General features: G+C 38.3%; 21 protein-coding genes. 19 read left to right on the forward strand and 2 right to left on the reverse strand.

Annotated features, from left to right (window positions below; translation table 11 throughout):
* The first annotated feature begins 101 nt into the window (after positions 1 to 101).
* From AC21OH_RS00980 to lpxC, 14 genes are all read left to right on the forward strand, one after another.
* Entirely contained in the window at positions 102 to 2,150 is a 2,049-nt protein-coding gene (locus tag AC21OH_RS00980) for an Lnb N-terminal periplasmic domain-containing protein (RefSeq protein WP_487369745.1), read from the forward strand.
* A 52-nt stretch (positions 2,151 to 2,202) separates the two neighbouring features.
* On the forward strand, positions 2,203 to 3,594 hold the full coding sequence (locus tag AC21OH_RS00985; RefSeq protein WP_487369747.1) for a PGAP1-like alpha/beta domain-containing protein: 1,392 nt from the start codon (positions 2,203 to 2,205) through the stop codon (positions 3,592 to 3,594).
* A gap of 188 nt (positions 3,595 to 3,782) precedes the next feature.
* Complete coding sequence (locus AC21OH_RS00990) at positions 3,783 to 4,694, forward strand: NAD-dependent epimerase/dehydratase family protein (RefSeq protein ID WP_487369748.1); 912 nt, start codon at positions 3,783 to 3,785, stop codon at positions 4,692 to 4,694.
* Between the two features lie 140 nt (positions 4,695 to 4,834).
* Positions 4,835 to 6,025 (forward strand): hypothetical protein, encoded by a 1,191-nt coding sequence (locus AC21OH_RS00995; protein WP_487369749.1) that lies wholly within the window; start codon positions 4,835 to 4,837, stop codon positions 6,023 to 6,025.
* 109 nt (positions 6,026 to 6,134) lie between these two features.
* Positions 6,135 to 6,806, forward strand: a complete 672-nt coding sequence (pyrE, locus tag AC21OH_RS01000; protein WP_487369751.1) for an orotate phosphoribosyltransferase — start codon at positions 6,135 to 6,137, stop codon at positions 6,804 to 6,806.
* Between the two features lie 238 nt (positions 6,807 to 7,044).
* Positions 7,045 to 8,019, forward strand: a complete 975-nt coding sequence (gshB, locus tag AC21OH_RS01005) for a glutathione synthase (protein WP_487369752.1) — start codon at positions 7,045 to 7,047, stop codon at positions 8,017 to 8,019.
* A gap of 383 nt (positions 8,020 to 8,402) precedes the next feature.
* On the forward strand, positions 8,403 to 8,843 hold the full coding sequence (locus AC21OH_RS01010; protein ID WP_486534550.1) for a DUF2147 domain-containing protein: 441 nt from the start codon (positions 8,403 to 8,405) through the stop codon (positions 8,841 to 8,843).
* Positions 8,844 to 9,386: 543 nt separating this feature from the next.
* Positions 9,387 to 10,463, forward strand: coding sequence for an undecaprenyldiphospho-muramoylpentapeptide beta-N-acetylglucosaminyltransferase (gene murG, locus AC21OH_RS01015; protein WP_487369771.1), 1,077 nt, complete (start codon positions 9,387 to 9,389; stop codon positions 10,461 to 10,463).
* Between the two features lie 221 nt (positions 10,464 to 10,684).
* Positions 10,685 to 12,127 carry a UDP-N-acetylmuramate--L-alanine ligase gene (murC, locus tag AC21OH_RS01020; protein ID WP_487369753.1) on the forward strand — a complete coding sequence of 481 codons (1,443 nt, stop codon included), beginning with the start codon at positions 10,685 to 10,687 and terminating at the stop codon, positions 12,125 to 12,127.
* Positions 12,128 to 12,218: 91 nt separating this feature from the next.
* Positions 12,219 to 13,133 carry a D-alanine--D-alanine ligase gene (locus AC21OH_RS01025; RefSeq protein WP_487369772.1) on the forward strand — a complete coding sequence of 305 codons (915 nt, stop codon included), beginning with the start codon at positions 12,219 to 12,221 and terminating at the stop codon, positions 13,131 to 13,133.
* A gap of 298 nt (positions 13,134 to 13,431) precedes the next feature.
* The gene (locus AC21OH_RS01030) at positions 13,432 to 14,172 is read left to right on the forward strand and encodes a cell division protein FtsQ/DivIB (protein ID WP_487369754.1); all 741 of its coding nucleotides are present in this window, start codon (positions 13,432 to 13,434) and stop codon (positions 14,170 to 14,172) included.
* Positions 14,173 to 14,285: 113 nt separating this feature from the next.
* The gene (gene ftsA / locus AC21OH_RS01035; RefSeq protein ID WP_487369755.1) at positions 14,286 to 15,569 is read left to right on the forward strand and encodes a cell division protein FtsA; all 1,284 of its coding nucleotides are present in this window, start codon (positions 14,286 to 14,288) and stop codon (positions 15,567 to 15,569) included.
* Positions 15,570 to 15,647: 78 nt separating this feature from the next.
* Entirely contained in the window at positions 15,648 to 16,832 is a 1,185-nt protein-coding gene (ftsZ, locus tag AC21OH_RS01040) for a cell division protein FtsZ (protein ID WP_486534546.1), read from the forward strand.
* A gap of 263 nt (positions 16,833 to 17,095) precedes the next feature.
* Positions 17,096 to 17,992 (forward strand): UDP-3-O-acyl-N-acetylglucosamine deacetylase, encoded by an 897-nt coding sequence (gene lpxC, locus AC21OH_RS01045; RefSeq protein WP_486534545.1) that lies wholly within the window; start codon positions 17,096 to 17,098, stop codon positions 17,990 to 17,992.
* Positions 17,993 to 18,279: 287 nt separating this feature from the next.
* Here lpxC and AC21OH_RS01050 read toward each other — a convergent pair whose 3' ends face one another.
* Positions 18,280 to 18,819, reverse strand: a complete 540-nt coding sequence (locus AC21OH_RS01050; protein WP_486534544.1) for a hypothetical protein — start codon at positions 18,817 to 18,819, stop codon at positions 18,280 to 18,282.
* 304 nt (positions 18,820 to 19,123) lie between these two features.
* Here AC21OH_RS01050 and AC21OH_RS01055 point away from each other — a divergent pair, with 304 nt between their 5' ends.
* Positions 19,124 to 19,882 (forward strand): CHAP domain-containing protein, encoded by a 759-nt coding sequence (locus AC21OH_RS01055; RefSeq protein ID WP_486534543.1) that lies wholly within the window; start codon positions 19,124 to 19,126, stop codon positions 19,880 to 19,882.
* Positions 19,883 to 20,197: 315 nt separating this feature from the next.
* Here AC21OH_RS01055 and AC21OH_RS01060 read toward each other — a convergent pair whose 3' ends face one another.
* Entirely contained in the window at positions 20,198 to 20,533 is a 336-nt protein-coding gene (locus tag AC21OH_RS01060; RefSeq protein WP_487369756.1) for a YhbY family RNA-binding protein, read from the reverse strand.
* A gap of 581 nt (positions 20,534 to 21,114) precedes the next feature.
* Between AC21OH_RS01060 and AC21OH_RS01065 the strand changes: the two genes are divergently transcribed.
* The 4 genes from AC21OH_RS01065 to AC21OH_RS01080 all read left to right on the forward strand — a co-directional run bounded on the left by AC21OH_RS01065 (position 21,115) and on the right by AC21OH_RS01080 (position 25,602).
* The gene (locus tag AC21OH_RS01065; RefSeq protein WP_487369757.1) at positions 21,115 to 21,747 is read left to right on the forward strand and encodes an RlmE family RNA methyltransferase; all 633 of its coding nucleotides are present in this window, start codon (positions 21,115 to 21,117) and stop codon (positions 21,745 to 21,747) included.
* A gap of 416 nt (positions 21,748 to 22,163) precedes the next feature.
* Complete coding sequence (gene ftsH / locus AC21OH_RS01070) at positions 22,164 to 24,050, forward strand: ATP-dependent zinc metalloprotease FtsH (protein WP_487369773.1); 1,887 nt, start codon at positions 22,164 to 22,166, stop codon at positions 24,048 to 24,050.
* Positions 24,051 to 24,325: 275 nt separating this feature from the next.
* A complete protein-coding gene (gene folP, locus AC21OH_RS01075; RefSeq protein ID WP_487369758.1) occupies positions 24,326 to 25,222 on the forward strand; it encodes a dihydropteroate synthase in 897 nt (298 codons plus the stop codon).
* A gap of 104 nt (positions 25,223 to 25,326) precedes the next feature.
* Positions 25,327 to 25,602 carry an FAD assembly factor SdhE gene (locus tag AC21OH_RS01080; RefSeq protein WP_486534539.1) on the forward strand — a complete coding sequence of 92 codons (276 nt, stop codon included), beginning with the start codon at positions 25,327 to 25,329 and terminating at the stop codon, positions 25,600 to 25,602.
* Positions 25,603 to 25,645: the final 43 nt, after the last annotated feature.

Below are 25,645 nucleotides of genomic sequence, written 5' to 3' on the forward strand. Positions count from 1 at the left end.
AATGTTTCGCATGCTATTATTTAATCATTGTATTCCTAAAAGATTTTGATGCAGACAAGTGGTGTGCATATCTTGCAACATGATAATTAATAAGGTTTGTTATGTCATATTCAAATTTAACGTCATTTGTTTGTTTCAACTATTTAAAAAAGGCGGTTAATCATAGTAAAAACAATTATTTAGACTTTATAATATTACCTTATCAATTTACTACTAAATTTGCCATACCTTTTGCATATTTAATATGTACTATGAGTTTAGGGTTGTCTCAAAATGTTCAAGCTAGCGAAATCGCTTCAAATTATAACTTTAATAATAACTTTAATAATAACTACCAAAAAACATCCAAACAAGAAACATCCAAAAATACTGATCATCAATATCTTATTAACCAGTTAATTAAAAAAGCCGATGAGCAAAACCTTGCGACGCATCCTACGTGGCTACGTCTTCATTATTACAAAGGGGGCGAACAGAATTACGAGAGTCAAATCGATTTGCCTCATTTTTTTATTAGCCAAAACGGTAAAGTAGATCCAAAAGCTGAATTAATTGCATTTATTGAAGCAACCATTACTCAAGGGATTGATGGAAACGATAGTGTGGCATGTCGGTTTCCTGCAAGAATGCATTGGTTAAAAAATGAACTGGGTTTAACACACATAACTCCTAACTGCCCTGATTTCGACAATTGGTTCAAAGCACTTGACCCTAAACGGTTGTCCGTCGTATTTGCAGAAGAGTACCCTGATCGACCTGTGTCGGCATTTGGTCATACTCTGATGTTAATAGATTCAGCTAAAAGTCTGGCAGATCCTAAAGCGATTGATGAAGCGCATGCCCTAAATGATACTGTAGCGGGAGATCCTGAGGATTCATTTATCATGTACGGACTAAATGCAGCATTTGGCGGCTATCCCAACGAAATTACTATAGAGCCCTATCCCATAAAACTGGCTGATTATTTGCAAAATGATAATCGGGATGTCTGGACCTATGCGTTAGATTTGTCGCTAGACGAGGTTCAACAGATTTTGCGTCATGTGTATGAATCTAAAGACTTAGAACTGCCTTATTATTTTACAAAAGATAACTGCGCTTCGGAAATATTACGCTACATTGATATCATTCGTCCCCAAGATAATTTATTAGATGAATTCACCTTAGCAGTGGTACCTTCTGATGTGGTTCGGTTGTTAAAACGAGAAGGATTAATTAAAGATTATGAGTATTTTCCAGCAGACCTTACCCTAAAGCAAGCGAAGATTAACAACTCTCAGTTAAAAGATATGCCACGTAGTAGTATTGACGATGATAATAAGCTGCAACCGACTAATTTAGTTCCTGTCGATAACAATCCTTTAAATGCACATGAATTGCAGCGAACGATGATTGGGGTAGGAACACATGATAATACTGGCTATATCAGCTTGGCGTATCGTGGCGGATTTAATGATCTATTAGATCGACCCAGTGGCTATCCGCAAAATTTCCATCTTGAAGCAGGTAATCTTGAATTAAGAGTATATAAAGATGACGCTAAGTCTAAAGGCAGCCATGACCATGTAGAGTTACAAGAATTAGCTATATTACGTGGCAGGTCTCTTAATCCATTGAATACCGCTCGTAACGGTGAGTCTTGGTTATCTAGTTGGGGCGTAAATATTCAGGCCACTCAAGTAAAAGATGGTTCTAATATGAACCGCGATAATGCAGATAATGATCCACATACTAGCCACCTTGTAGGTAGCGTCGCCTTTGAGAAAGGGGGATCAGTCGCTTTTGGCAACCCTACGGTTGGTTCGGGTGAATTACCACCACAGCTATGTTACGCACTCGGTACGAGTGTGGCACAGGTGGGTAAAGGATTAAATAAAGGATATAGAGTGGGCGCAGGCGTTAATTTGGGATGCCGTTATCACCTTAATAGCCGTGCCAGACTGGTAGGAGAGGTCAAAGTGCCATACTGGTACCACGGCGACTCTAAAAATGATCGTATCAAAGACAGTTATTGGCAGCCTATTGTTAGTTTAGGGGCTCAATATGATCTGGGTAAAAATCATGCCATTAGATTGCAAGGTAATTATGAGTTGCAAGACGATATTGAAGGGCAGGACGACATTCGATTATCTTATGTAAACTATTTTTAAAGCCTTTTAATTATGATTGTTCGATGGCTTTTACTGTTTAGGAGATGACGTTATGCTAGATTCTTACGACCCTATTAAATCGGCCTTACTAAAAGCTGGAACTTATAAGGCTGACCCTCTTACAACCGAAAGCTGTGAACCTGAAATTTATAAAGCGACACCAATATCAATTCCCGATTTTCTAGCAGGCATGTCTCAATTAGGGGTTATAGGTGTTATTGAAACCACAGGAATAGTAGAAGCTATTCATCGTGAAATCGTATTACGTCCCATTGGCTTATTGAATCATAAGTATGGCAATATTTGGAATAAGGGGATTAGTAGCCGCATTTATGGCTATATCAAAGGTATAACTTCAGTAGTAGGTTATAGCATTGCTTTTGGTTTTCGTCAATATAATAAAACTTTGGAACATAAATATTCTTATCCTTTACCTGATAAGTTTCATGAATTGGTTAATGTCATTAATGGGGTAATGGGTGATCATTTAGTGACTAATAAAAATCCTTTAGCACTATCTATGCAGTTATACGACAGCCGCGGCGAGCTAATACCTATTGCATATTATCCTCCAAACTTTAAAAGTTCAGCATACTCATCAGAGCCCTTAAACACACAAGCCATCTCATCAAGTTTACCTAAGTCGTCTACTTTGGCTTCCAACGTTGTTATTGTCTTACACGGACTATGCATGGGTTATCAAAACTGGCATCCAAATGAGGCGGATGCTTTAGGCCTATCGATTTTGAAAAAGATACCAAATACTACCGTGCTTTATTTAAACTACAATAGTGGTCAACGTATATCTGTTAATGGTCGCGAGCTCTCTAATCTAATGCAAACCTTAGTACAAAATTATCCTAACATTGAAACCATTAATTTGATTGGGCATAGTATGGGCGGTTTGGTATCGCGTAGCGCTTTATTCTATGGTAGATCATTCCCTAATAATTGGGTAGATAAGGTTATTAAACTTATTACACTTGGTACCCCTCACCACGGCGCTGTTTTAGAAAGAATTGGAGATAGCGTACAGCAAACGATCAACAGGTTACCCTTTGCAGGATCTCTAAGTAGACTTGGAGATATACGTAGTGCCGGTATTATTGATTTACGACATGGTAGTATTCGAGATGAGGACTGGCATACTCTAACTACCCGTAGCGTACTTCCTAATCATGAGCGTCTGGTTACACCATTACCTAAACATATGACCACCTATTTGTTAGCAAGTACGTTGAGCGAAGAAAAAGACACGTCTAAAGTTAGCCAAGTGCTTGGTGATGGTTTGGTCGATATTAATTCAGCGCTTGGTGAGCAGGACGAATATCATAATTTGAATGTACCAAAAAGCCAAAAAGCTGTTTTGTACGGTGTCAGTCATATAGCATTGTTGTCAGATCCGCAAGTTGTTAAGCAAGCCATCACATGGTTATTAGAATAAAATTAGTTTAGTTGAACTAGTTAATTTTTAGTTAAAAAAGCTTAAGATTAAATAGGTAGCTTAAACGACCAAATAGGTAAATGCTTTAATAATTTTTAATATTAATAAGTGTGTTTATCCTATACATACATCTTGCTTAACTGACTTAATTTATATTTAAAATAATAAAATAAGCTAAGGTGAGTTAAATGTCTCAAACCGATTCAATACAACCAACAACCGAACAGAATTTTTTAATAATAGGTCAGGGTGACATTGGATTGCCAGTGACCAATCAATTGGCTAATAATGGATTTGTGGTAACAGGTTTGGCTCGGGGCAGTCGCCAAGATTATGAGCTTAGTAACCACGCTTACTATATTCAAGCAGATGCACTTGAGATTACGGCAGATCAGTTAAGTCCCTTTACTCATATTTTGATAGTGGTAACGCCTGATAATTATGATGCTAAAGACTACCAACATACTTATTATGGTATAGCTGAGCATATTGCCAAGCTTGAGCCTCAGCTGCCAAAGCTTGAACGGGTAGTGTTTGTATCCTCAACAGGTGTATATGGTCAAGATAGGGGCGAGTGGATAGATGAGACAGTAGAGCCGTTGACGCCAAAGCGAGAAGCGTCAACATATATATTGAAAGCCGAAGAGGTCCTACGCCATGCATATGGACAGCGGTCAGTGATTGTAAGACCGAGTGGTATTTATGGAAAAGAGCGTTTAATGCGTGTTCGCAAAGCGAAAGAAGATCCGAAGCCTGCAATGCCCCCTTTTGCGTGGACCAACCGTATCATGGACACCGATTTAATAAACATTATAGTTCAAATAATGTGCTTATCAGCAGAAGATGGGCTCAAGCCTATATATATTGCAACCGATTATGACCCCGTAACTTCTTATACGCTCATGAGCTGGCTTGCGAAGCGTGTGGATAGCACACCGCCGGATTTGGCATCTGATGAGGAAATAGAGCCGTCATCTCAGACAAGTTTGGATACAAATATTAAGATGAGTGGTAAACGTTTACACAGCAATATACCGCGTCATTGGTTACAATATCCAGATTGGCGAAGTGGCTATATGCATATATTGCAACACCTTTAACGATAGATTGTGGATGTAATATGGCTATACGATACAAAATGCGTTAATACCCTTTGTTAAGCAAATAATAGATAGCTAAGTCACTGATATTCAACCAATTAGGTAATCACCCAAAACATACGATATAAAAAGTTAGTATTATGAATACAGATATCTACAATTTAGACGCTCCTTATCCAATAGGTGCGCCTTTTGAAAGAAATAATGAGGATCTGATGGCCAAGTCGCTATTGCAAAAACAGATTGAACAAGCGGGCATACAACATCCGAATTATGATGCGTCTACGACTGCATTAAATCCAGATCGTCCTTTGACAGACATACCTGTGCCTGCCCCGCGTTATAAACAATCGCTTGATCAGTTGTTGTCTAAGCAAGATCCAATGGCAACAAACTTGCCAATTCAAGAGGATGATAACTCAAGGTGGAGCTTGATCGCCTCTCCTGAACTCGCTTCACACTTTGAGCTATTGCAATTGGGGGGATTGATTAATCTGCCTTCAGGGTTTTTTGAACCCAAAGCGAACAGCAGCGCCCCTTTATTAACACCCTTGACTCAAATGACCTTGTTAGATATGTCAGACATATATAAGGCATTTAACCAGTATCCTAATTTGACCCGTTATGGATTTAATGACGACACTAATCACCCTAAAAAATCTAAAAAACCTAACAACTATGTCGCTGATGAAATTCAAGCTGATCAAACAAACTTTGCTAAAACAAACTTTGCTAAAATAAGCGCTGATAAAACAGACAAAGCGAGTACTGCACAATCAATAAAGAAAACATCGATCCATCAATTATCTGACCATCAATCAACGCTTGATAATGTTTCTGCTATTGAAGTATTTAATGAGGTACCAGAGATGATCAATGATATATTTGCGCCCAATTGGGAGACCATTTTATATCCTGAACGCTTTGATAATGGCGTCGATAGTATAGCGACAGATATATTGGCCTGTAGCACTGCGGTGCATATATTAAAGCAGTGCCAAACCCGTAAAACAGTCAATAGACGTCTCACCGTGGCGCAAATATGCCAACATATGCGCAGTTATGTACTTAGTCAGTGTAATATTCATCCGCAATTTGAAAACCAATACCGACAGATCAGACTGTTTGAAGGTCATGTTATTATGGCAGCAAGCTATTTGGGTATGGATGTTGTACATGCTAAACAGCACTCAACAGCAACCTCAAAGAATGCACAGGGTATGACGAGCGATAATGTAGGGCAAGCTGTTTATACCAATATATCCTCTCAATCTTCACTACTAACTCGGTATCCCAATATTAGTGACTATTATATTAATGGATGGTCATGAGCTAGGGCTTTGCTGTTTCTCACCTAAATTAGCGCTATAATACGCGAATTATTAAGGTTGAAAATTTTAAGGTTTTTCTTTTTATATTTTGTTCTTTATAGGGTTTTACATGGCAGCTTCTTCACACAACACGTTTAGTAGTAGTAAACTTATTCAATTAGCATTGTCCAATGATGTTTTGAAATTTGGCGAATATGTGCTTAAGTCAGGCCGTATTAGTCCTTATTTTTTTAACGCAGGCTTGTTAGCAACTGGAGAGACACTCTCGTTGCTGGCAAATGGATATGCGCAAGCTTTAGCAGATCAAGTCAAAGATGCAGACAGTGAGGAGCTCGTTATATTTGGCGCAGCGTATAAAGGTATTCCTTTTGTTGCTGCAACTGCGCAAGCGCTTTGGAATAACCATGGTATAAATGCACGATGGGGCTATAATCGTAAAGAAGCGAAAGATCATGGAGAGGGCGGTAGCTTGGTGGGCACTGATGTTAAAGGTAAAGCGGTATGGGTGCTCGATGATGTTATTACAGCGGGCACTGCCATGCGTGAAGTGGTTGATATTTTAGATGCCGCCGGCGCTACGGTTTCAGGTATTATTGTGGCTTTAGATCGTAAAGAGCGCGGTCAAGATGCGCAATCTGCCATTCAAGAGCTGTCTCAACGCTTGAATGTACCTGTCAAAGCATTGGTAGATATTGATGATATTATTGAGTACGTGGCAGTAAATGGGGAAGATACTCAGCTTGCAAAAATGCGTCATTACCGTGAACAATATGGGGTATAAGCGCTAAGATTATTGCCTTTAGACTATTACTTAATACTATTGATTTAGAACTACTGATTTAAAACTATTGATTTAAAACTACTGATTTAAAACTACTGATTTAAAACTACTGATTTAGAACTAGTCAAGCCAAATAAGTTTAATTATAAGTAAGCCGTATTTAATATAATCTAACCACTCAGATAAATCATTAATAAAAATTTATGCCTAATAAGGCGTATAAATGGAGTAAGTTACCATGAGTCAAACGTCAACGAGTCACTCACTGAATATCTTGGTGGTAATGGATCCGATATCTACGGTAAATTATAAAAAAGATTCGACATTGGCGATGATGTGGGCAGCCAGCGATCGCGGTCATAGTTTGGGTTACTGCCAAATACATGATTTATGGTTAGATCAAGGTACGCTGAAAGTCGATGCACAAAAAGTAACTGTACGCCGTGATCCTGAAAATTTTTATACGCTTGATTCAAAAACGACCCAGCTCATCACCGATTATAATGTGATTTTAATGCGTAAAGACCCGCCATTTAACATGCGTTTTTTATACAGTACCTATATGCTCGATCATGCTAAAGATGCTGGTGTGCTTGTTGTCAATGACCCTCAAGCAATAAGAGATTGTAATGAAAAGCTATTTGCGACATGGTTTAGTGATCTTATGAGCCCCACAATCGTGACCAGTAAACAGTCTCATATTCGTAAATTTATCAGCGAACAAGAGGATGTCATTGTCAAACCATTAGATGGAATGGGCGGTACGGGCATATTTAGATTGACTGCAGATAGCCCAAATATAGGTGCGACGCTAGAGATATTAACAGAACTTGAAACACTTCCGATAATGGCCCAACGTTTTTTACCCGAGATCAAAGAGGGCGATAAGCGTATATTAATTATCGATGGAGAGATTGTGCCTTATAGCGTGGCCCGCATTCCAACTAAGGGTGAAACGCGCGGCAACCTAGCGGCTGGTGGTCAAGGCGTCGCTATGCCAGTCACCGATGAGGAGATGGCTGTGGCAAAGCAAGTTGCACCTATTGTTAAACAAAAAGGGCTTATGTTTGTTGGGCTAGATGTTATCGGTGGCAAAATTACTGAAATTAATGTGACCAGCCCAACTTGTGTACGTGAAATCAATACACAATGCGGAACCGATATTGCTACCGATTTAATGATTGCTATCGAACGTAAGAGACTGTCAGTATAGCGAATCTTATAACAATTGATGTGGCTTTAGCATGTCCTATACGTTTGAGGTCCTATACGCGTACAGTCCTATATGCTTAACGAGGAACTTATGATACATAATGCATTCATCCGATTCTGTTAGTCATATAGTGATACATAGTTAATATGAATATAAGTTTGGTTTATTTGTTATGTCATAAATAATTGTTTTTAATAGTGTATTTATACTAATAGTTTAGTATTATAAAAATTGATGCATGATGTACATGGAGTACCTTAGTGCATCACTATAATTTATATAATGATTACATTATTTATAGTTAACATTTAAAAAGTGAAGACTAACTATTTAAAATAAGCTTTATATCTAAAAGCGCTTTAATTAATCAACAAGGATGTCATATGAACGCATTAGTAAAATCAATAGTACTTGTTACTGGTCTAGGTATTGGCTTGATGGCAAACGCAGCGGATCAGCTGAATAATACACAATGGACTACCTTTAATGATGGTAAGCCTGATGCCGTGCTAGAGTTTAAAGAAAGTCAAGGCAAACTGTCTGCTAAGATCGTTAAGGTGCTTGATCCGCGTGCAGCAGGTAAGAGTGTTTGCGATACGTGCGAGGGCAAGTTTAAAAACAAACCGCTAAGGGGTGCAACTGTGCTTTGGGGCCTAAAAGCAGATCCTAATAATCCCAATAAGTATGTCGGCGGTTCTGGTATTGAACCTGAAACGGGTATGACCTTCTCAGGTAAAGCTGAGTTAAATGGAGATACGCTAAAACTACGGGGTTATAAAGGTATTTCATTATTGGGCAAAACACGTATTTTGAAACGTCGATAGATTTAGGCGTACCCTGTACCCGTTTATACACATTTTATACTTAGTTTTTATTATTAATATTACTTACATATATCAGTACGTTAATGAGCCAAGTAGCACCTACTAAAAGCTACTTGGCTTTTTTATTATTTAAACTAAACTGCTTGGCTAATAGCAATTTTTCAAATAATAACTATTTTCAAATTGATAGAACTAAATATTAGATTTTATGTATGACGTCAATATTTTGGATTCAAACGGCTAAGTTAACTACCTTTAAGATAGTGATTTATAATAGAATTATTTGAAGTCTTAACTGAAATTGAGTTTTTTTGGTTAATTGTTATCCGTCATAATGTTTGAATGTTCAACAGCCCCTAGTTTGTGGTATGATTTTTTAATTTAATTTTAAACCTTTTATATTTTGTGGTTAATCTACGATTAACTTAAGGTTTTAATGATAATTTTTCGAACAATTGGTTAGGAGCGTATCTTGTGTCTGTATCTTCTGCAGTTAGCAGCCGTCAATTAAGTTCAGCAGCGAGCGTTGCACCCCAAGTATTGATGATGGCAGCAGGTACAGGTGGACATGTATTCCCAGCGTTGGCCGTATCTGAAGAATTGAGCAAACGTGGGGCAGATATTCATTGGTTAGGCACGCCCAGTGGTATGGAAAATGATTTGGTCAAACCAGTCGGGTATACGTTCCATGCCATTGAGATGCAAGGACTACGTGGTAAAGGGGTTGGACGACTCTTAAAATTGCCATTCACATTATCAAAAGCCATCTTAGCCAGTATTCAAATTATTAAAGCAAATCAAATTGATGTGGTGGTGGGTTTCGGTGGCTATGTAACGGCGCCTGGGGGTCTTGCAGCCAAAGCCACGAATGTACCGCTTATTATCCATGAACAAAATGCAATCGCTGGTATGAGCAATCGTTATCTCTCCAAAATATCTGCAAAAGTATTACAGGCTTTTCCGGATACCTTTGGTGACAGCGACAGTCCAAAAAATCCAAAGCTTGAAACCGTTGGTAATCCTGTACGTGACGCCATATTTAATATTAAACCGCCACAAAAGCGTTATGACCTAAATGATGAAAGCCCTTTACGACTATTGGTAGTTGGCGGCTCATTAGGTGCTCAAATATTAAATGAAACTGTGCCCGCGGCTTTGGCAAAACTTAACATACCAATTGAAGTCCATCATCAGTGTGGACGCAAACATGTCGAAATCACCCAAGCTAACTATACGTCTGTAGATAAGTCACTACATAACGTTGAAGTCATGCCGTTTATCGTCGACATGGCAAAAGCTTATGCGTGGGCGGATGTGATTGTATGCCGAGCGGGTGCACTGACTGTGACTGAAATTCAAAACGTTGGTTTAGCGGCTATATTTGTCCCTCTACCTCATGCGGTCGATGATCATCAAACAGCAAACGCACGTTCATTAGCCGTTGAAGATGCAGCCTATTTGATCCCTCAAAGTAAATTCTCTGCCGAGTATCTGGCTGAAATATTAGATGAATTAGATCGAGAAAAATGTCAATCAATGGCGATAAAGGGTAGAGAACTTGCAAACCCAGGATCTACGATGATAACTGCAGATTTTATCTGGTCATATATTGTACGCTAGTCAGTAAGCACATAATATTAACGTTTAAAGCAATAAATTTTTTAATAATAAAGTTTAAGATGCGACAGTAACGTCATATAAAATTTATCGACCCTCTAAATTTTATTGACTTTATTAATCCTATAAAGATGTACCGATGCGACTTTAGATTGCTAAATGTTTGAAATAGCAATGTGTTTAAAATAGCAAAGTATTCAACAATCAGACTTTAAGAGAGACGTATGTCAAACAACACCCAGCCATTACGATTAATCGAAATACCTGAAATGCGCCGTATTAAATGCATTCATTTTATTGGAATTGGCGGTGCTGGGATGTGTGGTATTGCCGAAGTACTTAAAAACCAAGGCTATGATGTGAGTGGCTCAGACATTAAAGAGAGCCCCGTGACCAAACGATTAGAGTCACTGGGTATTAACGTTTTTATAGGGCATGACTCAACAAATATAAGACGTGCGGATGTGCTCGTTGTCTCTTCTGCGATAGATCGTAATAACCCTGAAATTCGAGCCGCGTTGAAAGCACGTCTACCTGTGGTACGCCGTGCAGATATGTTAGGGGAGTTGATGCGATATCGGCACGGCATTGCTGTGGCGGGCGCGCATGGCAAAACGACCACGACAAGCTTACTTACCATGATGATGACGGAAGGGGGGTATGACCCAACGTACGTGATTGGAGGTAAGCTTAATGCGTCAGGTAAGAACGCTGCATTAGGCGCAAGTCGTTATCTTATCGCTGAGGCAGATGAGTCGGATGCTTCTTTCTTGACCTTACATCCTATGGCCGCTATTGTTACCAATATAGATCAGGACCATATGGAGACGTATGAGAATAGTTTTGATAAATTGAAAGCGGCCTATATTCAATTTCTCCAAAATATGCCCTTTTACGGATTGGCCGTTGTATGTGGCGACGACAAAGAGTTGTCTGCTATGATAGATGATATTGGACGCCCTGTTCAGACGTTCGGTTTTGAGCAGCATAATAGTGTCCAAGCCACTAATGTAAGCATTGAAGGCACTAAAACTCATTTCACCGTACTACGTAAAGACCGTGAACCTCTAGATTTAACCCTAAATATCCCTGGCGAACACAATGTGCTAAATGCATTGGCGGCGGTGACGATGGCAACGGATGAAGGGGTAGATGACGATGCCATTAAGCGTGCTTTGGCGAAATTTGCAGGTGTTGGGCGACGCTTTGAGCAGCTCGCTTGTGTCGAAAAAGACGATGGTGATGTCCTATTGATTGATGATTATGGTCATCATCCAGTCGAGGTGGCGGCAACAATCAAAGCGGCACGTGAAAGCTATCCCGAGCGCCGCTTGGTCATGCTATTTCAGCCACATCGCTATAGCCGTACCCGTGACTGTTATGATGATTTTGTCGAAGTATTATCTCAAGTTGATGAGCTGTTACTACTAGATGTATATAGCGCAGGCGAAGCACCGATATTAGGTGCTGACACCAGATCATTAGCTCGCAGTATTCGATTGCGTGGCGAAGTAGAACCTGAATTAGTAGATATCAATAACTTAGAACCTGTCATGCAGCGCATATTAAGAGCCAATGATATGATTATTGCCCAAGGCGCTGGCAATGTCGGTCAGATCAGTCAAGAGCTTGCAGCCAATAATTTATATATTCTAGAAAGCCCCTAGTTTAATTCGATTAATTATCAAACCCGTGTCTAAGAAGTCAATAACTATGAACCAATCTTCTTCTAATTTACAAACCCACGATTCAATGCCGATACAAGATGCGAGTATTTTTGGAAAAGTCGCCGTTGTCTATGGCGGTAATAGTAATGAGCGCGATGTATCACTTGATAGCGGTAGTGCGGTATTAAAAGCATTACAATCTAAAGGCGTTGACGCTAAACATTTTGACCCTAAAGATCATGATATTACTGAGCTTAGAAATTATGATCGAGTATTTAATGTATTGCATGGCCGCGGCGGTGAAGATGGTCAGCTTCAAGGACTTTTAGACTGGTTTGGCATTCCTCAGACAGGATCAGGCGTACTGGCTTCTGCTATTGGCATGGATAAGGTACGGACCAAACAGTTATGGCAAGGGTGCGGCTTATCTACCGCACCTTTTTCGCTGTTAACCTCCGGTACTGACTGGCAACAAATTGTGAATACCTTAGGCCTGCCTCTAATGGTCAAGCCTGTTCACGAAGGTTCAAGCATTGGGATGAGTAAAGTTAATACTTTAGATGAGCTGCCCAAAGCTTATGAGCTTGCTTCTGGTTGTGGTGATGTGGTTATGGCAGAAAAGTGGATAACGGGCCGCGAATTCACGATAGTTATCATAGATGACGAAGCCTATCCTGTTATCCGATTAGAACCCGCAGACATTTCAAACTTTTATGATTATGAAGCTAAGTATAGTCGTAATGATACTGCCTATCACATTCCATGTGGGTTATCAGATGAAGAGGAAGCATATTTACAGGCACTAAGCGTAGCCGCATTTAAAGCGGTTAATGCCTCAGGGTGGGGCCGAGTTGATGCGATGCAAGATGAAGAGGGAAACTTTTGGTTGTTGGAGATAAATACAGTCCCCGGTATGACAAGTCATAGTTTAGTACCCATGGCTGCAAAAGCAAGGGGTCTTGATTTTGAAGCGCTATGTATGCATATTTTATCGCAAACGCTTTAACATGCCATAGCTGATTTACAGTTGTAACTTTAAAAAATTATAAAAGGCGACTATCTTAGTTTAGCTGATGTTAAAATATAAGTTTTTATATTATTTTTAAAATTATTAGCATTGGTGCACATGCTATTTATAAACACAATATAAATATGTTGATATCAATAAGTTAGCGCCTAGCGTGATATAAACGTAAGGTTTAGTCATAAAACGATACATGGCAAAGAGTCTTAGCGCTATCGCTTAAATACTAAATACGTTACAATTATATGTTGTATATTAAATAAATATAATGGTAGCTTCTGTGAATAAGTTCTCTGTGAATTTAAAAGACTCGGTATCTCCAAAAGTTTGGATAGCCCTAGGCATATTGATTTTTATTATTATCTTTTACTTAGTTTCTGTTCAAATATATAAGAGTCAGCCAGCGAGCATTGTGATCAACCCTGAAAGTTTAACTACATCAGAGCTTGAAGCGTTAAATAATGTTCTTGCAGACCAAGAAGTGGGTAGTTTCTTTACAGCAGTCTTACCAGATATTGAAAGTCTAGTGATGACTGAAGACTGGATTGGCCAAGTTAATATTAAGCGTCAGTGGGGAGAGGGTATTGTCGTTACCGCATTACCTCGTACACCAGTTGCTAAGTTTGGTAGCGAACATTTTATTGACAGTACTGCCAACGTATTCCAGCCTGTTAATTTAGCTCAATTAGATCGAAATGATCTCATCATGCTTCAAGGCGAGAACGAGCAGGCATCTCTGATTATGCAGCAAATGCAACAAGTTAATCAATGGTTTAGTAAGCTTGATATGCAGGTTGAAGATATTATCTTGACACCGCGTATGACCTGGGTTATTCGATTTGATAATGGGCTGCGCGTTATTGTTGATAATGAACGAACTTCTCAGAAACTGATGAATTTGAGCGATCTAATGCAGAACCAATTGGCCAATCGTCACGCTGATATTGCTTCGGTAGATTTGCGATATAAAAATGGATTTGTGATAGATTGGAGAGATCAAGCTGTTGCTCAGTATAGTTAATTTATTAATAGTTAACCTATTTTCACACTTTTACACGTTGTTTTGATGCTATCTGAATTTAGATTGTTTGAAACGTTTTAATTATTATTGTACACATATATGTTCTTAACTTTATGAGTAAATCTGAAAATCTTTTAGCAGTCATTCATTTAAGCGCCACTGCAGTCTATGTAGTTATTGGCGATATTGTTGCTGCTAATGATATTAGGATTAAAGGTGTTGGAGAAGCAAAGACTGAGGCTTTTCAGCAAGGTCAAATCAAAAACTTTAACCAATTAAAACATAGTATCAAACGTGCCATTGTAGAAGCAGAAGAGATGGCCAATTGCCGAATTCATAGCGTTTGGCTAACCCACGCTACTCCTGAGCTTCAAAGTGCTAATTCATTGGGGCTAGTAAATATAGATAGCGGCTCAGTCGAAACGCAGCATATTGTGAATGCGCTTAGTAATGCTAAAAGTAGTGCGCTGGCCAATACCCATTATTTGATGCATCACTGTCAGCAAGGCATCTTTGTTGATAATCAAGATGAAATGGTTGATGACGCTATTGGCCTGCATGCCAATCAATTGAATGTTGCTTACCATCTTATGATGATGCCTGCGGCAAGCAGAAATAATATTCAAAAGCTGATTCAGGCATGTGATGTTACGATAGATCATATGCTATTTGATGCGGTCTCTACCGCAGAATATAGTTTGATGCTTGATGAGCGTCAGCAAGGTGTCTGCTTAATAGATATTGGCGCTAGCACGACCAGTATTTGCGTCTACAAAGAAAACAAGCTTATTTTTACGCACTGTATCGCAGAAGGTGGTACAAAAGTAACTATGGATATATCTGCCGAGCTTGAGCTGACGATGGCGGAAGCTGAAAAACTTAAATTACAGCGTGGGACTGTGGATTTATTAACCATTGACCCAAGCCGATTTGAGGTCATACCAGTGCCAGGTACGGATGATGAGAAAACCGTTAATCATTTAGAGTTGGCACAAATCATAGAAGCACGTTATATTGAGATATATAGACAGCTGTTTCAGATTCTAACCGACGAAGGTTTAATTGATTATCTGGAGCGGGGAATTGTATTGGCAGGTGGCGGTAGTCAAATTGATGGTATGGTTTTATTTTCAAAACGCTTACTGAATTTGAAAGTTAATATGACTAATTCGCACAGCGCTATATCCGCTGATGATAGCTCTAATGATGATGAAAAGATTAAAGAGCTGAATAAAAGAGTTAATCAGCGAGTTTTGCAAACTGCTTTTGGTGCATTATTATATAGCCAAAGTGAACAATTCAGAAATAGCGAAAAAAGCTCTACAGAAGCTTTAAAAGTAAGCAAGCTTGTACAGATTAAAAATAGTCTAAATCGTTTTTTTAAAAATATAATTTAATTTTCAATATTTCACTGTCACCACCATTTTATTATTGGTTTTATAATAAGATAAGTGAAGTGACCACAAGGAGTGATAATGTCTAAGTATACAATGGCTGATAATAGCCAAGATTTGAATAATGGTCAGGCGCGTTTCACCGTATTTGGTGTTGGCGGTGGTGGTGGTAATGCTGTAGAACACATGGTACAACAAGGTGTTAAAGGCGTCACGTTTGTGTGTGCAAACACAGATCGCCAAGCTTTAGATAGATTGACAGCAGAACATAAGCTGCAGCTTGGCGCCAATACCAACAGAGGGTTAGGTGCTGGCGCAAATCCTGAAGTAGGCCGTGAAGCCGCTGAGCAAGAAGAAGACGCTATTCGTAAGCTTCTTGAGAACTCAGACATGGTATTTATTACCGCAGGTATGGGCGGTGGTACGGGTACCGGCGCTGCACCAGTTGTTGCTCGTATTGCAAAAGAGATGCAAATTCTGACAGTAGGTGTGGTGACGACTCCTTTCAAATTCGAGGGTGGTAAACGTGTTAAAGCTGCCAAAGATGGTATCGACCAATTATCAAATTTTGTAGATTCAATTATCACTATCCCTAATGATAAGCTGCTTAAAGTTTATGGTAATATCTCTATGCAAGATGCCTTTAAGAAAGCAGACGATGTTCTCATGCACGCTGTTCAAGGGATTGCGCAAACCATATCTAGTGAAGGTGTTATTAATATCGACTTTAATGATATACGTACTGCCATGACTGCCAAAGGTCATGCGATGATGGGTATCGGTCGCTCAAGTGGTGATGATCGCGCGCGTCAAGCTACCGAGAAAGCAATTCGTTCACCATTATTAGACAATTTGCTATTAGAAAATGCTAAAGGTCTTATCGTTAATGTGGTGTCGTCAGAATCAGTAACATTAGATGAATTAAACGAAATTACTGAAGTGGTTAATGACATTACGGATATTGAAGAAGCAAATATCTTTATCGGTACCGTAATTGATGAGAAGCTTGGTGAAGATTTGCATGTGACTGTTATTGCAACTGGTTTAACACTTGATGAGTCTAAGAACCAACCCAATCAAAATATCCCAAGTCCATCGAGTGCAGAAAAGGTGAACCCTAAAGAGCATGCATCCGCTTATAAGATTCATCAAAGTAATCAACCTGATACGCATCAGCAAGCGGCGACAAATAGTCCAGCAGCTAGTAAAGTTGAAACCAAAACAAACAGTATTCAGGATTATTTAAAGCGTCAACAAAATCGCTAAATTCAGTGTTGACTTAACTAGGTAGAATAATAGGAGTGGGTAGCGACTATATTTGGCTACAGTAGTTAGAATAGTACAATTTAGAATAGTACAATTTTGAATAGTATAAGTTAGATAATACGCTCCTTTATTCTCGTTAAAAGCCAAGCAAACACTTGGCTTTTTTTGTGCAAGTAATAGTACAAATAATAGTATTAATTTTAATATAGTGGCCGTAAACTCATAAATATAACAAAACAGCACCGTTCAATTAGGATTTATCCATGATGAAACAACGTACCATTGCAAACACCATTTCAGTCGTCGGTATTGGTCTACACAGTGGACAAGAAGTAACTTTAACGCTCAAGCCTAGTGATGAGAATACAGGCATACGATTTGTTCGCACAGATATAGATAATGCGCCATTTATCAATGCTGACGCATTTTTAGTAAAAGACACGATGATGTCCTCAAACCTAATCGTTGATGGCGTCAAAATAGGTACCGTAGAGCATTTACTTAGTGCGATAGCAGGATTAGGTATTGATAACCTCTTAGTAGAAGTCTCTGACGCAGAAATACCTATTATGGATGGAAGTGCTTCTCAATATATAGAGCTACTGCTAAAAGCAGGCATCAAAACGCAAACTCCCCCCAAACAATTTATGAAGATATTGAAGCCAGTTCGTGTTACAGAAGGTGACAAATGGGCAGAATTGATGCCTGATGATAAATTTAGTATGGATTTTAAAATCTCTTTTAATCATCCAGGTATTCCCAAAGATACACAGCATTATACATTCGATTTCTCTACCCAAAATTATATACAAAACGTCGCTAAAGCGCGTACATTTGGTTTTATGAAAGACATAGAATATATGCAAAGCAACAACCTTGCACTAGGCGGAAGTCTTGATAATGCTATTGTTCTAGATGATGACGGTATTATGAATAAAAATGGGCTGCGCTATAAAGATGAGTTTGTGCGGCATAAAATATTAGATGCTATTGGGGATTTATATTTAGCAAAATACAGCCTAATTGGAATGTTTAAAGCTTATAAGTCAGGGCATGGTTTGAACAATAAATTAGTTAAAGAAGTCTATTCGAACCCAAATAATTTTGAAATTGTAACAATTTATGACAACACTGAAATGGCGAATAGCTATAAATTATAAAATTCAAGTGTTTTTAATATCTTTTTAATACTGTGTAATACCATTTAAAGAAACATTTTGGAAATATCTATAGAGGTGTAAACTTCTACTGTAAACCTATTTTTGGAAATTTGATGAATTAATTCATAATCCCCTAATTTCAATGACTTGGAAAGTCTCATATCAAAATAACCCTTAATAATCAGCCCTTTGAATTAATTAAATTTAGCTAAATATATTCCTAAATCCCAACAAAACCCCTTAAGAAAGCCACACTCTATTACAAAAAATAACTTTACAGATAGGTTCTAGTAGTGTTTTAAAAGCCTTTCAAGACTCCTTTTTAACCGTTTATCTTTAATGACATGCTTTAATGCGTGTGTTATAGTTCTTCTCGTTGTTTCGGTTAAGCCCTGATTAATATGGGTTTCACCTTTACAAGCAGTCTTAGTCGATTGCAAGGAATGTAGATTAGTATGTTTTTGATTCCCATCACTATGATGAATTGAAGCAGAATAAGTTACGATTACTTCTATATCTTTTAGTTGGCTGAATGTTAATGATTGTTCTTTTAGTATATTGATTAGGTTTTGAGACTGATAGTTAAGATGATTAGCAGCAGTTTGAGACTGGATTGAAATTACCAAACACTCATTTTCGTATTTAACTACTGTTAACGAATTTAAAATCTCTTCTGGTAATCCAAATTTGAATAAGGTTTTAATTTCAGCAGTTAGTTTTTTTAGCCTCAAGTATTGATCACCTAATGTCTTCGGTAAAGAAGATGCTGAAGATTTTTGATGATCAATACGCTTTGCTAAATGATTAGGTTTTACTTTATTGTTCATCTTGATTCTCAAATAGAATTAATAAGTTATCGCCTAGTATTATCATAAACAAATTATGATTTAGTTTTGGCTTAAGTTTTTGAGTATAGATATAGAATAATCGATTGTTCATTATATGTCACTTAAGTGGATTTACGAGGTTAGTTAGCCACTTTTAAGTACACTCGATATAGTGAATAAAGATGTATTTATATTTCGTAATATTATTTTGACTTTAATGATTTAATTGAGTCATAAATGAAATCAAATAGCTGTTAGACAGGTAAGTTAAGCAGCTCATTAAAAGTTTAATTTTAGGAGCGTTATGAAAAAGTCACTTATTATTTTGTCGTTAATGGGTCTTAGTGCCACTCAAGTAAATGCATCTGTTCAACATACATACCAACCAAGCACCCCATTAGCATCAGTTAGTAATACTTCTATTACGCCCCTGTTGAATTCAGCAGAAATTACTAGGGTTAATCAAATCTCAACCTTAGCGCCGACTAACAGTCATATTCAACGGGTACAAAATCTTGAGCTATTAAGTGCTCAAGCTCAGCAAAAAGAAGATAAATTATCTGCTTTGGCCGAAAAATTAAATGAAAAGTATGCGACGACATCTTTTGCGACTACCGCAAATAACCCGTCTCGTTACTCAAATCAGCTTGATAGCTCAGCACCACCAGCGATTGCTGCTGCACGTGCTGCAAGAGCAGCTCATTCTAGAACGATTGGCTTATGTGCACGTTATGTACGTAAAGCATTACAAGCTGCTGGATATAGCTTTACACCAAACCCATCGGCTTATCAGTACGCAACTCGCGGAACTTTAGCGCAAGCTGGATTTGTTAAAATTAGCAATAACTCTGCACCTCAAGTAGGGGATGTAGTAGTCTATAACCGTTCTGCAAAACATCCACACGGTCATATTCAAATTTTTGATGGTAATAATTGGGTTTCTGATTTCCGTCAAGCTAAGAAGAGTCCTTACAGCGCAAATTATTCTTATACAACATGGCGTGATGCCCGTTATATGGATAATGCTTCAAACAGCGGTATTTATCTGGCTATGGACGAATAATAGTTATTTTTAACAATAGCTATTTAAATTAATTGTTATCTAGAAAAATGATTATTTAAAGGTTTAAACAGCTATCGTTGATTTAAATATCTTTAATTAAAGCAATCTAAAGACAGTCCATCAAAAATTAAGCTCAGCATTTGCTGAGCTTTTTTTATATGTAGTCCTTAACTTTTTAATAAAGGCTAACCCTAAACTAATCTGCACTAAATTCAAGTTTTAAGCTTTAGTCTTAAGCATAAGTAAAGCCCAAAAAAAAGACTGCTAATTTATTGCAGTCTTTTAAGTCGTTTTTTATACGATACTAAGAATGATTTATTCACTGTAACGAATAAGGTTTGAAAGCTTAGGATTTGCATTCGGATTGCGTCTAAGAAGTAGTGCCATACGACCGATGCTATGAATAAGCTGTGCATCTGTCTTTGCTGCCAGTTCATCACCAAACGCTTCTCTTTCTTCTTTACTGCCTGGAGGAGTTTTAATTTTGATTAGCTCATGATCGTTAAGAGCCCGATCAAGCTCTTCAACTACGGACTCACTCAAGCCATTACCGCCGATGGTTACAACGGGCTTTAAGTGATGGCCAATGCCTTTTAATCGGCGCAGCTCAGTGGTGTCTAGTTTAGGGGTTGCTTTGTTTGAATTACTCATATTATCTCAGTATTGGTTATTAGGCCTAACTTGATCAGCCATTAGATTAGATGATTTAAATATTTTATTAACGTAGCTATATGATCGTAGCTATATGTTCTCTATAAACGATATGCAATTAAACTCACATAATTACGATCTTGCCTCAATTAAAGTCACAATGTAAATAACTCTAATCAAAGCTCGCCTATTATAATGAAAATTGTATAAAATTGCATATAAGGTTTGTTGAATAATTATTAGCTCAGTCAATAAATAACAATAAAAACAAGCGACTGCTTAAGATCTAATATTATTTAATGAATATACGCATTGAATCTTGTATAGTCTGCGAAATACTAAACGGATAAGGTATTAGCTTTTTTTAAGCCTACTATAGTAGTACTTTCACTCGGATGCCTTGTAACCATTTGAGATTTTTTTGACTTTAGTTAATACCTCAGTAAATATTATATGAAAGCTCAATATCCCATGCAATTAACCTTACGTCATTTAAGCGATTGATGTAAAATTAATATTTAATTCTTAGCATACGTCATGTTTTGATAAAGTATCACATCCATTGAAACTGAGAGAGAGTTGTGGCTACTCGTATTACAAATAAAGGCTTATCCAAAAGTAGTAAAGCTTGGATGAAAGAGCATCTTGAAGATCATTACGTTAATCTTGCGCAAAAAGAGGGTTATCGTGCGCGTGCTGCTTATAAATTATTAGAGATAAATGAGAAAACCAATCTCATTAAAAAAGGCATGACCGTTGTCGATCTTGGCAGTGCGCCTGGCAGTTGGTCTCAAGTCGCTGGAAGATTGGTAGGAGATAAAGGCATACTTATTGCATCAGATATATTAGAGATGGATGCTTTAGAAAATGTCACATTTATTCAAGGTGATTTTAGAGAAGAAGAAGTCTTCGATAAGTTAATGGCAGAAGTCGGCGATAGAGAAGTGGATGTGGTGTTATCAGATATGGCCCCTAATACCAGTGGTCACAAAGCTGTGGATCAACCGCGAATGATTTACTTGTGTGAACTCGCGGTAGATTTTGCCCTAAAAGTATTGCCTAAAGGGGGCTCGCTCATCATGAAGGTGTTTCAGGGTGAAGGCACTCAAGCACTTCGTAACGATATGCAATCGCAGTTTTCAAAAGTTCGCAGTATCAAACCTGCCGCTTCTCGAGCACGTTCAAAAGAGATGTTTTGGGTGGCAACCAAATAAACGAAGCTATCTAATCATTACACCCACCATGTAAGACCCAAAAAAATAAGTCCATTTAAGTGTTGAAGAGGATAAAAGTGCATTATGTTCTTGATTATTTATCATAGTGACCTAATAAAGTAAGTATTAGATAAAATAAATATAAGATACATTTTGCTAGATAAAAGCTTTCTTAAATTTTTTTTCTAGTAAATTATCCTAAATTTTTTCCAATAATTTTACATATATCGTTTAAATCAATTCGCTAAACGTAGCTTTATAGATATTGATTTTTATATATAAACAACAGAAACATATTCAAGATGTATAAAGCAGGTGACGATACATCATTGTAAGTGTGCACCGTGATATAATGGTAAATTAGACATAATTTTGAATACATCAAAAAGTAAGGGATGGTATAGCTTGTGAGCGACATGGTAAAAAATACCTTATTGTGGCTGGTTGTTATCGGCGTTTTAGTGCTGGTATTTAGCAACTTTGATAGCGGTAATGAGCCAGATGCGCTCAATTACTCTGAGTTTGTAACTCAAGTCACTGAAGATCAGGTAAAAAGCGTAAAAATAGACGGTGAGCAAATCACTGGTGAAAAAGTGAATGGCTCAGAGTTTGAGACAATTCTTCCGCCTGTAGCAGATGATCAGTTAATGCCTACCTTACGTGAGCATAATGTTGAAATTCAGGGTGCGGCACCAGAGCGTCAAAGCGTGATGATGCAATTATTAATCGCAAGCTTCCCTGTTTTGCTTATTATAGGTATCTTCTTATTCTTCATGCGTAACATGCAAGGCGGTGCTGGCGGTAAAGCGGGTGGCCCAATGAGCTTTGGTAAATCTAAAGCTAAAATGCTTGGCGAAGATCAAATCAAGGTTAATTTTGATGATGTCGCTGGCGCTGAAGAAGCAAAAGAAGAAGTTGTGGAAGTTGTCGACTTCTTAAAAGATCCGGACAAATTTACTAAGCTTGGTGCGACCATTCCTCGAGGTATTCTAATGGTAGGCCCACCAGGTACGGGTAAGACGCTTCTGGCTAAAGCCATTGCGGGTGAGGCAAAAGTGCCTTTTTTCTCAATCTCAGGTTCTGATTTTGTTGAGATGTTTGTTGGTGTAGGCGCATCACGTGTGCGTGATATGTTCGAACAAGCCAAAAAGAATGCGCCTTGTATCATCTTTATTGACGAAATTGATGCTGTTGGCCGTAGCCGTGGTACAGGCATGGGCGGTGGTAACGATGAGCGTGAGCAAACACTGAACCAGCTTCTGGTTGAAATGGACGGATTTGAAGGTAATGATGGTATTATTGTCATTGCAGCAACCAACCGTGCAGATGTTCTAGATAAAGCATTATTACGTCCAGGTCGTTTCGATCGTCAAGTGCATGTCGGATTGCCTGATATTAAAGGCCGTGAAGAGATTCTAAAAGTTCATTTGCGCAAACTACCCAATACCGTTGGGGTGAATGTAAATGCTTTAGCACGTGGTACGCCAGGGTTCAGTGGTGCTCAGCTTGCCAATCTTATTAATGAAGCTGCGTTGTTCGCTGCACGCCGTAATAAGTCTAGTGTTGATATGAATGACTTTGAGGATGCTAAAGATAAGTTATACATGGGTCCTGAACGTAAGTCTATGGTATTGCGGGAAGAAGAACGCCGTTCTACTGCTTATCATGAAGCAGGTCACGCACTAGTCGCTGAGATGCTTCCTGGAACAGATCCTGTGCATAAAGTTACGATCATGCCACGTGGTTGGGCATTGGGGGTAACTTGGCAGCTACCTGAATTTGATCAAACTAGTATGGATAAGTCTAAAATGCTAAACGATATCGCCATATTATTTGGTGGTCGTATTGCTGAAGAAGTATTTGTGAATCAAAAAACCACTGGGGCTTCTAATGACTTTGAGCGGGCTACTAAGATGGCACGTGCGATGGTTACCAAATATGGTATGTCTGATGCACTAGGCATTATGGTCTATGAAGAAGAGGATAGCTCTCAAGGTTATTTTGGTGGTATGACACGTACTATTTCTGAAGCCACTCAGCAGAAAGTGGATGACGAGATACGCCGTATATTAGAAGAGCAATATGATATCGCTCGTGAAATCATAGAAGCTAATAAAGATAAAATGCATGCTATGGTTGATGCACTTATGAAGTGGGAAACCATCGATAGAGATCAATTGCAAGATATATTGGCAGGTCGAGAGCCACGTGAACCAAGAGATTATCAAGTGGTTGACGTTACTCCAAAAAAGGATGAGGCGACAACTAGCAGTCCAACCCCGCCACCGCTTCCAGCGATGTAACTTAACTGTCGAATATTTTCAAACTTTATGTCAAAGCCTTCTCAACTGAGAAGGCTTTTTTATTTTTTACGCTTGTCTATTCTTTTATTAATATCTAACTGTAATATCTTTAACTATGACACAAACGCTATGTGATCGTTTTTAAGCGGTAGGAGTATTAGGATAGAATTAAATATCTGTTAGAATAGCTAACTATTGAACATAGGTGCTTATATACTTAAAATTATTCGCCATCTATATACTAGCTGATCTTATGACTAAAAGATAATCTTGTTATGCAATTACATCACCTACCAGATACCGTCCTATCGGTTACTACAAATAGCGGCTCGCATAAGACATTGGATTTATCCAAGCCTCATGTCATGGGCATACTAAATGTTACCCCTGATTCATTTTCTGATGGTGGACAATTCAACAATATAGACAACGCACTACAGCATTGTAACCGAATGCTGGATGAAGGGGCATCCATTATTGATATCGGTGGTGAATCTACACGACCTAATGCAGACGTGGTTGCTGAAAAGGAAGAATGTGAACGGGTAGTACCCGTAGTCGAAGCCATACGTAAGCGCTTTGGTGAATCGATATGGCTGTCTATTGATACCAGCTCTCCTGTCGTTATTGAAAAAGCGGTACAGTCCGGTGCCGATATATGGAATGATGTACGTGCACTCAAAAAAGATGGCGCTATGCAAATGGCAGCCAAGCTTCAAATTCCTGTTATTTTGATGCATATGCGTGGTGAACCTACTACGATGAATGCTAAAGCCCATTATGAAAATGTGGTAGATGAAGTGATTAAAGAGCTTGATGAGCGCATTCAGCTAGCTTTAGAGACAGGAATAAAACCGCACAATATAATTATTGATCCAGGGTTTGGTTTTGCAAAAAATCATACGCATCATAAGAGGTTACTTAATCAAATTAGTACGCTGCATGATTTAAAGTTCCCTATTTTATTTGGTATTTCACGCAAGCGATTTTTAGGAGAAGTATTGAATCGCTCTGGAGCTCCTGCATTTGATAATCATCACGCCATTGATCGAGACGGTGTGGGGATGGCCGCAGCGCTAGTGGCAGTTCAGCAAGGAGTAAGTATTGTTCGTACTCATAACGTGGGACTAACCAAGCAGGGCTTAGCATTATGGCAACAACTAAATAATTAATGGGTAGATATTCTTAATACGTTATAATTAAGGTCTGTTAAACGACTAATTAAATCAGTCATATAATAGAGCATGAATTTAAGACTCATTTAAGGAGTATTATTTTGTCCAGTAAACCAGAACCGACTAATGAACAGCGCCGTATTATTTATCAAGCACGTCGCGGCTTAAAAGAGCTCGATTTTTATATTGATCCCTACGTTAAGGATCATTATTTGACATCCGATAGCGACGAGCAAGCGGCATTTGCTCAGTTATTGACCTATGAAGACCCTGATTTGCTGAACTTTTTTATGAATCAAGACACCCCCAATGAGCCAGAAGTCGCTGATTTGGTATTAAAACTAAAAAACATTCAACATGGGGATAAACTCTCTTAGGCCTGAGCGTTTATACATATTAAACGTTTATTCATATTTAAAA

This window comes from Psychrobacter sp. CX10 (assembly GCF_057621575.2).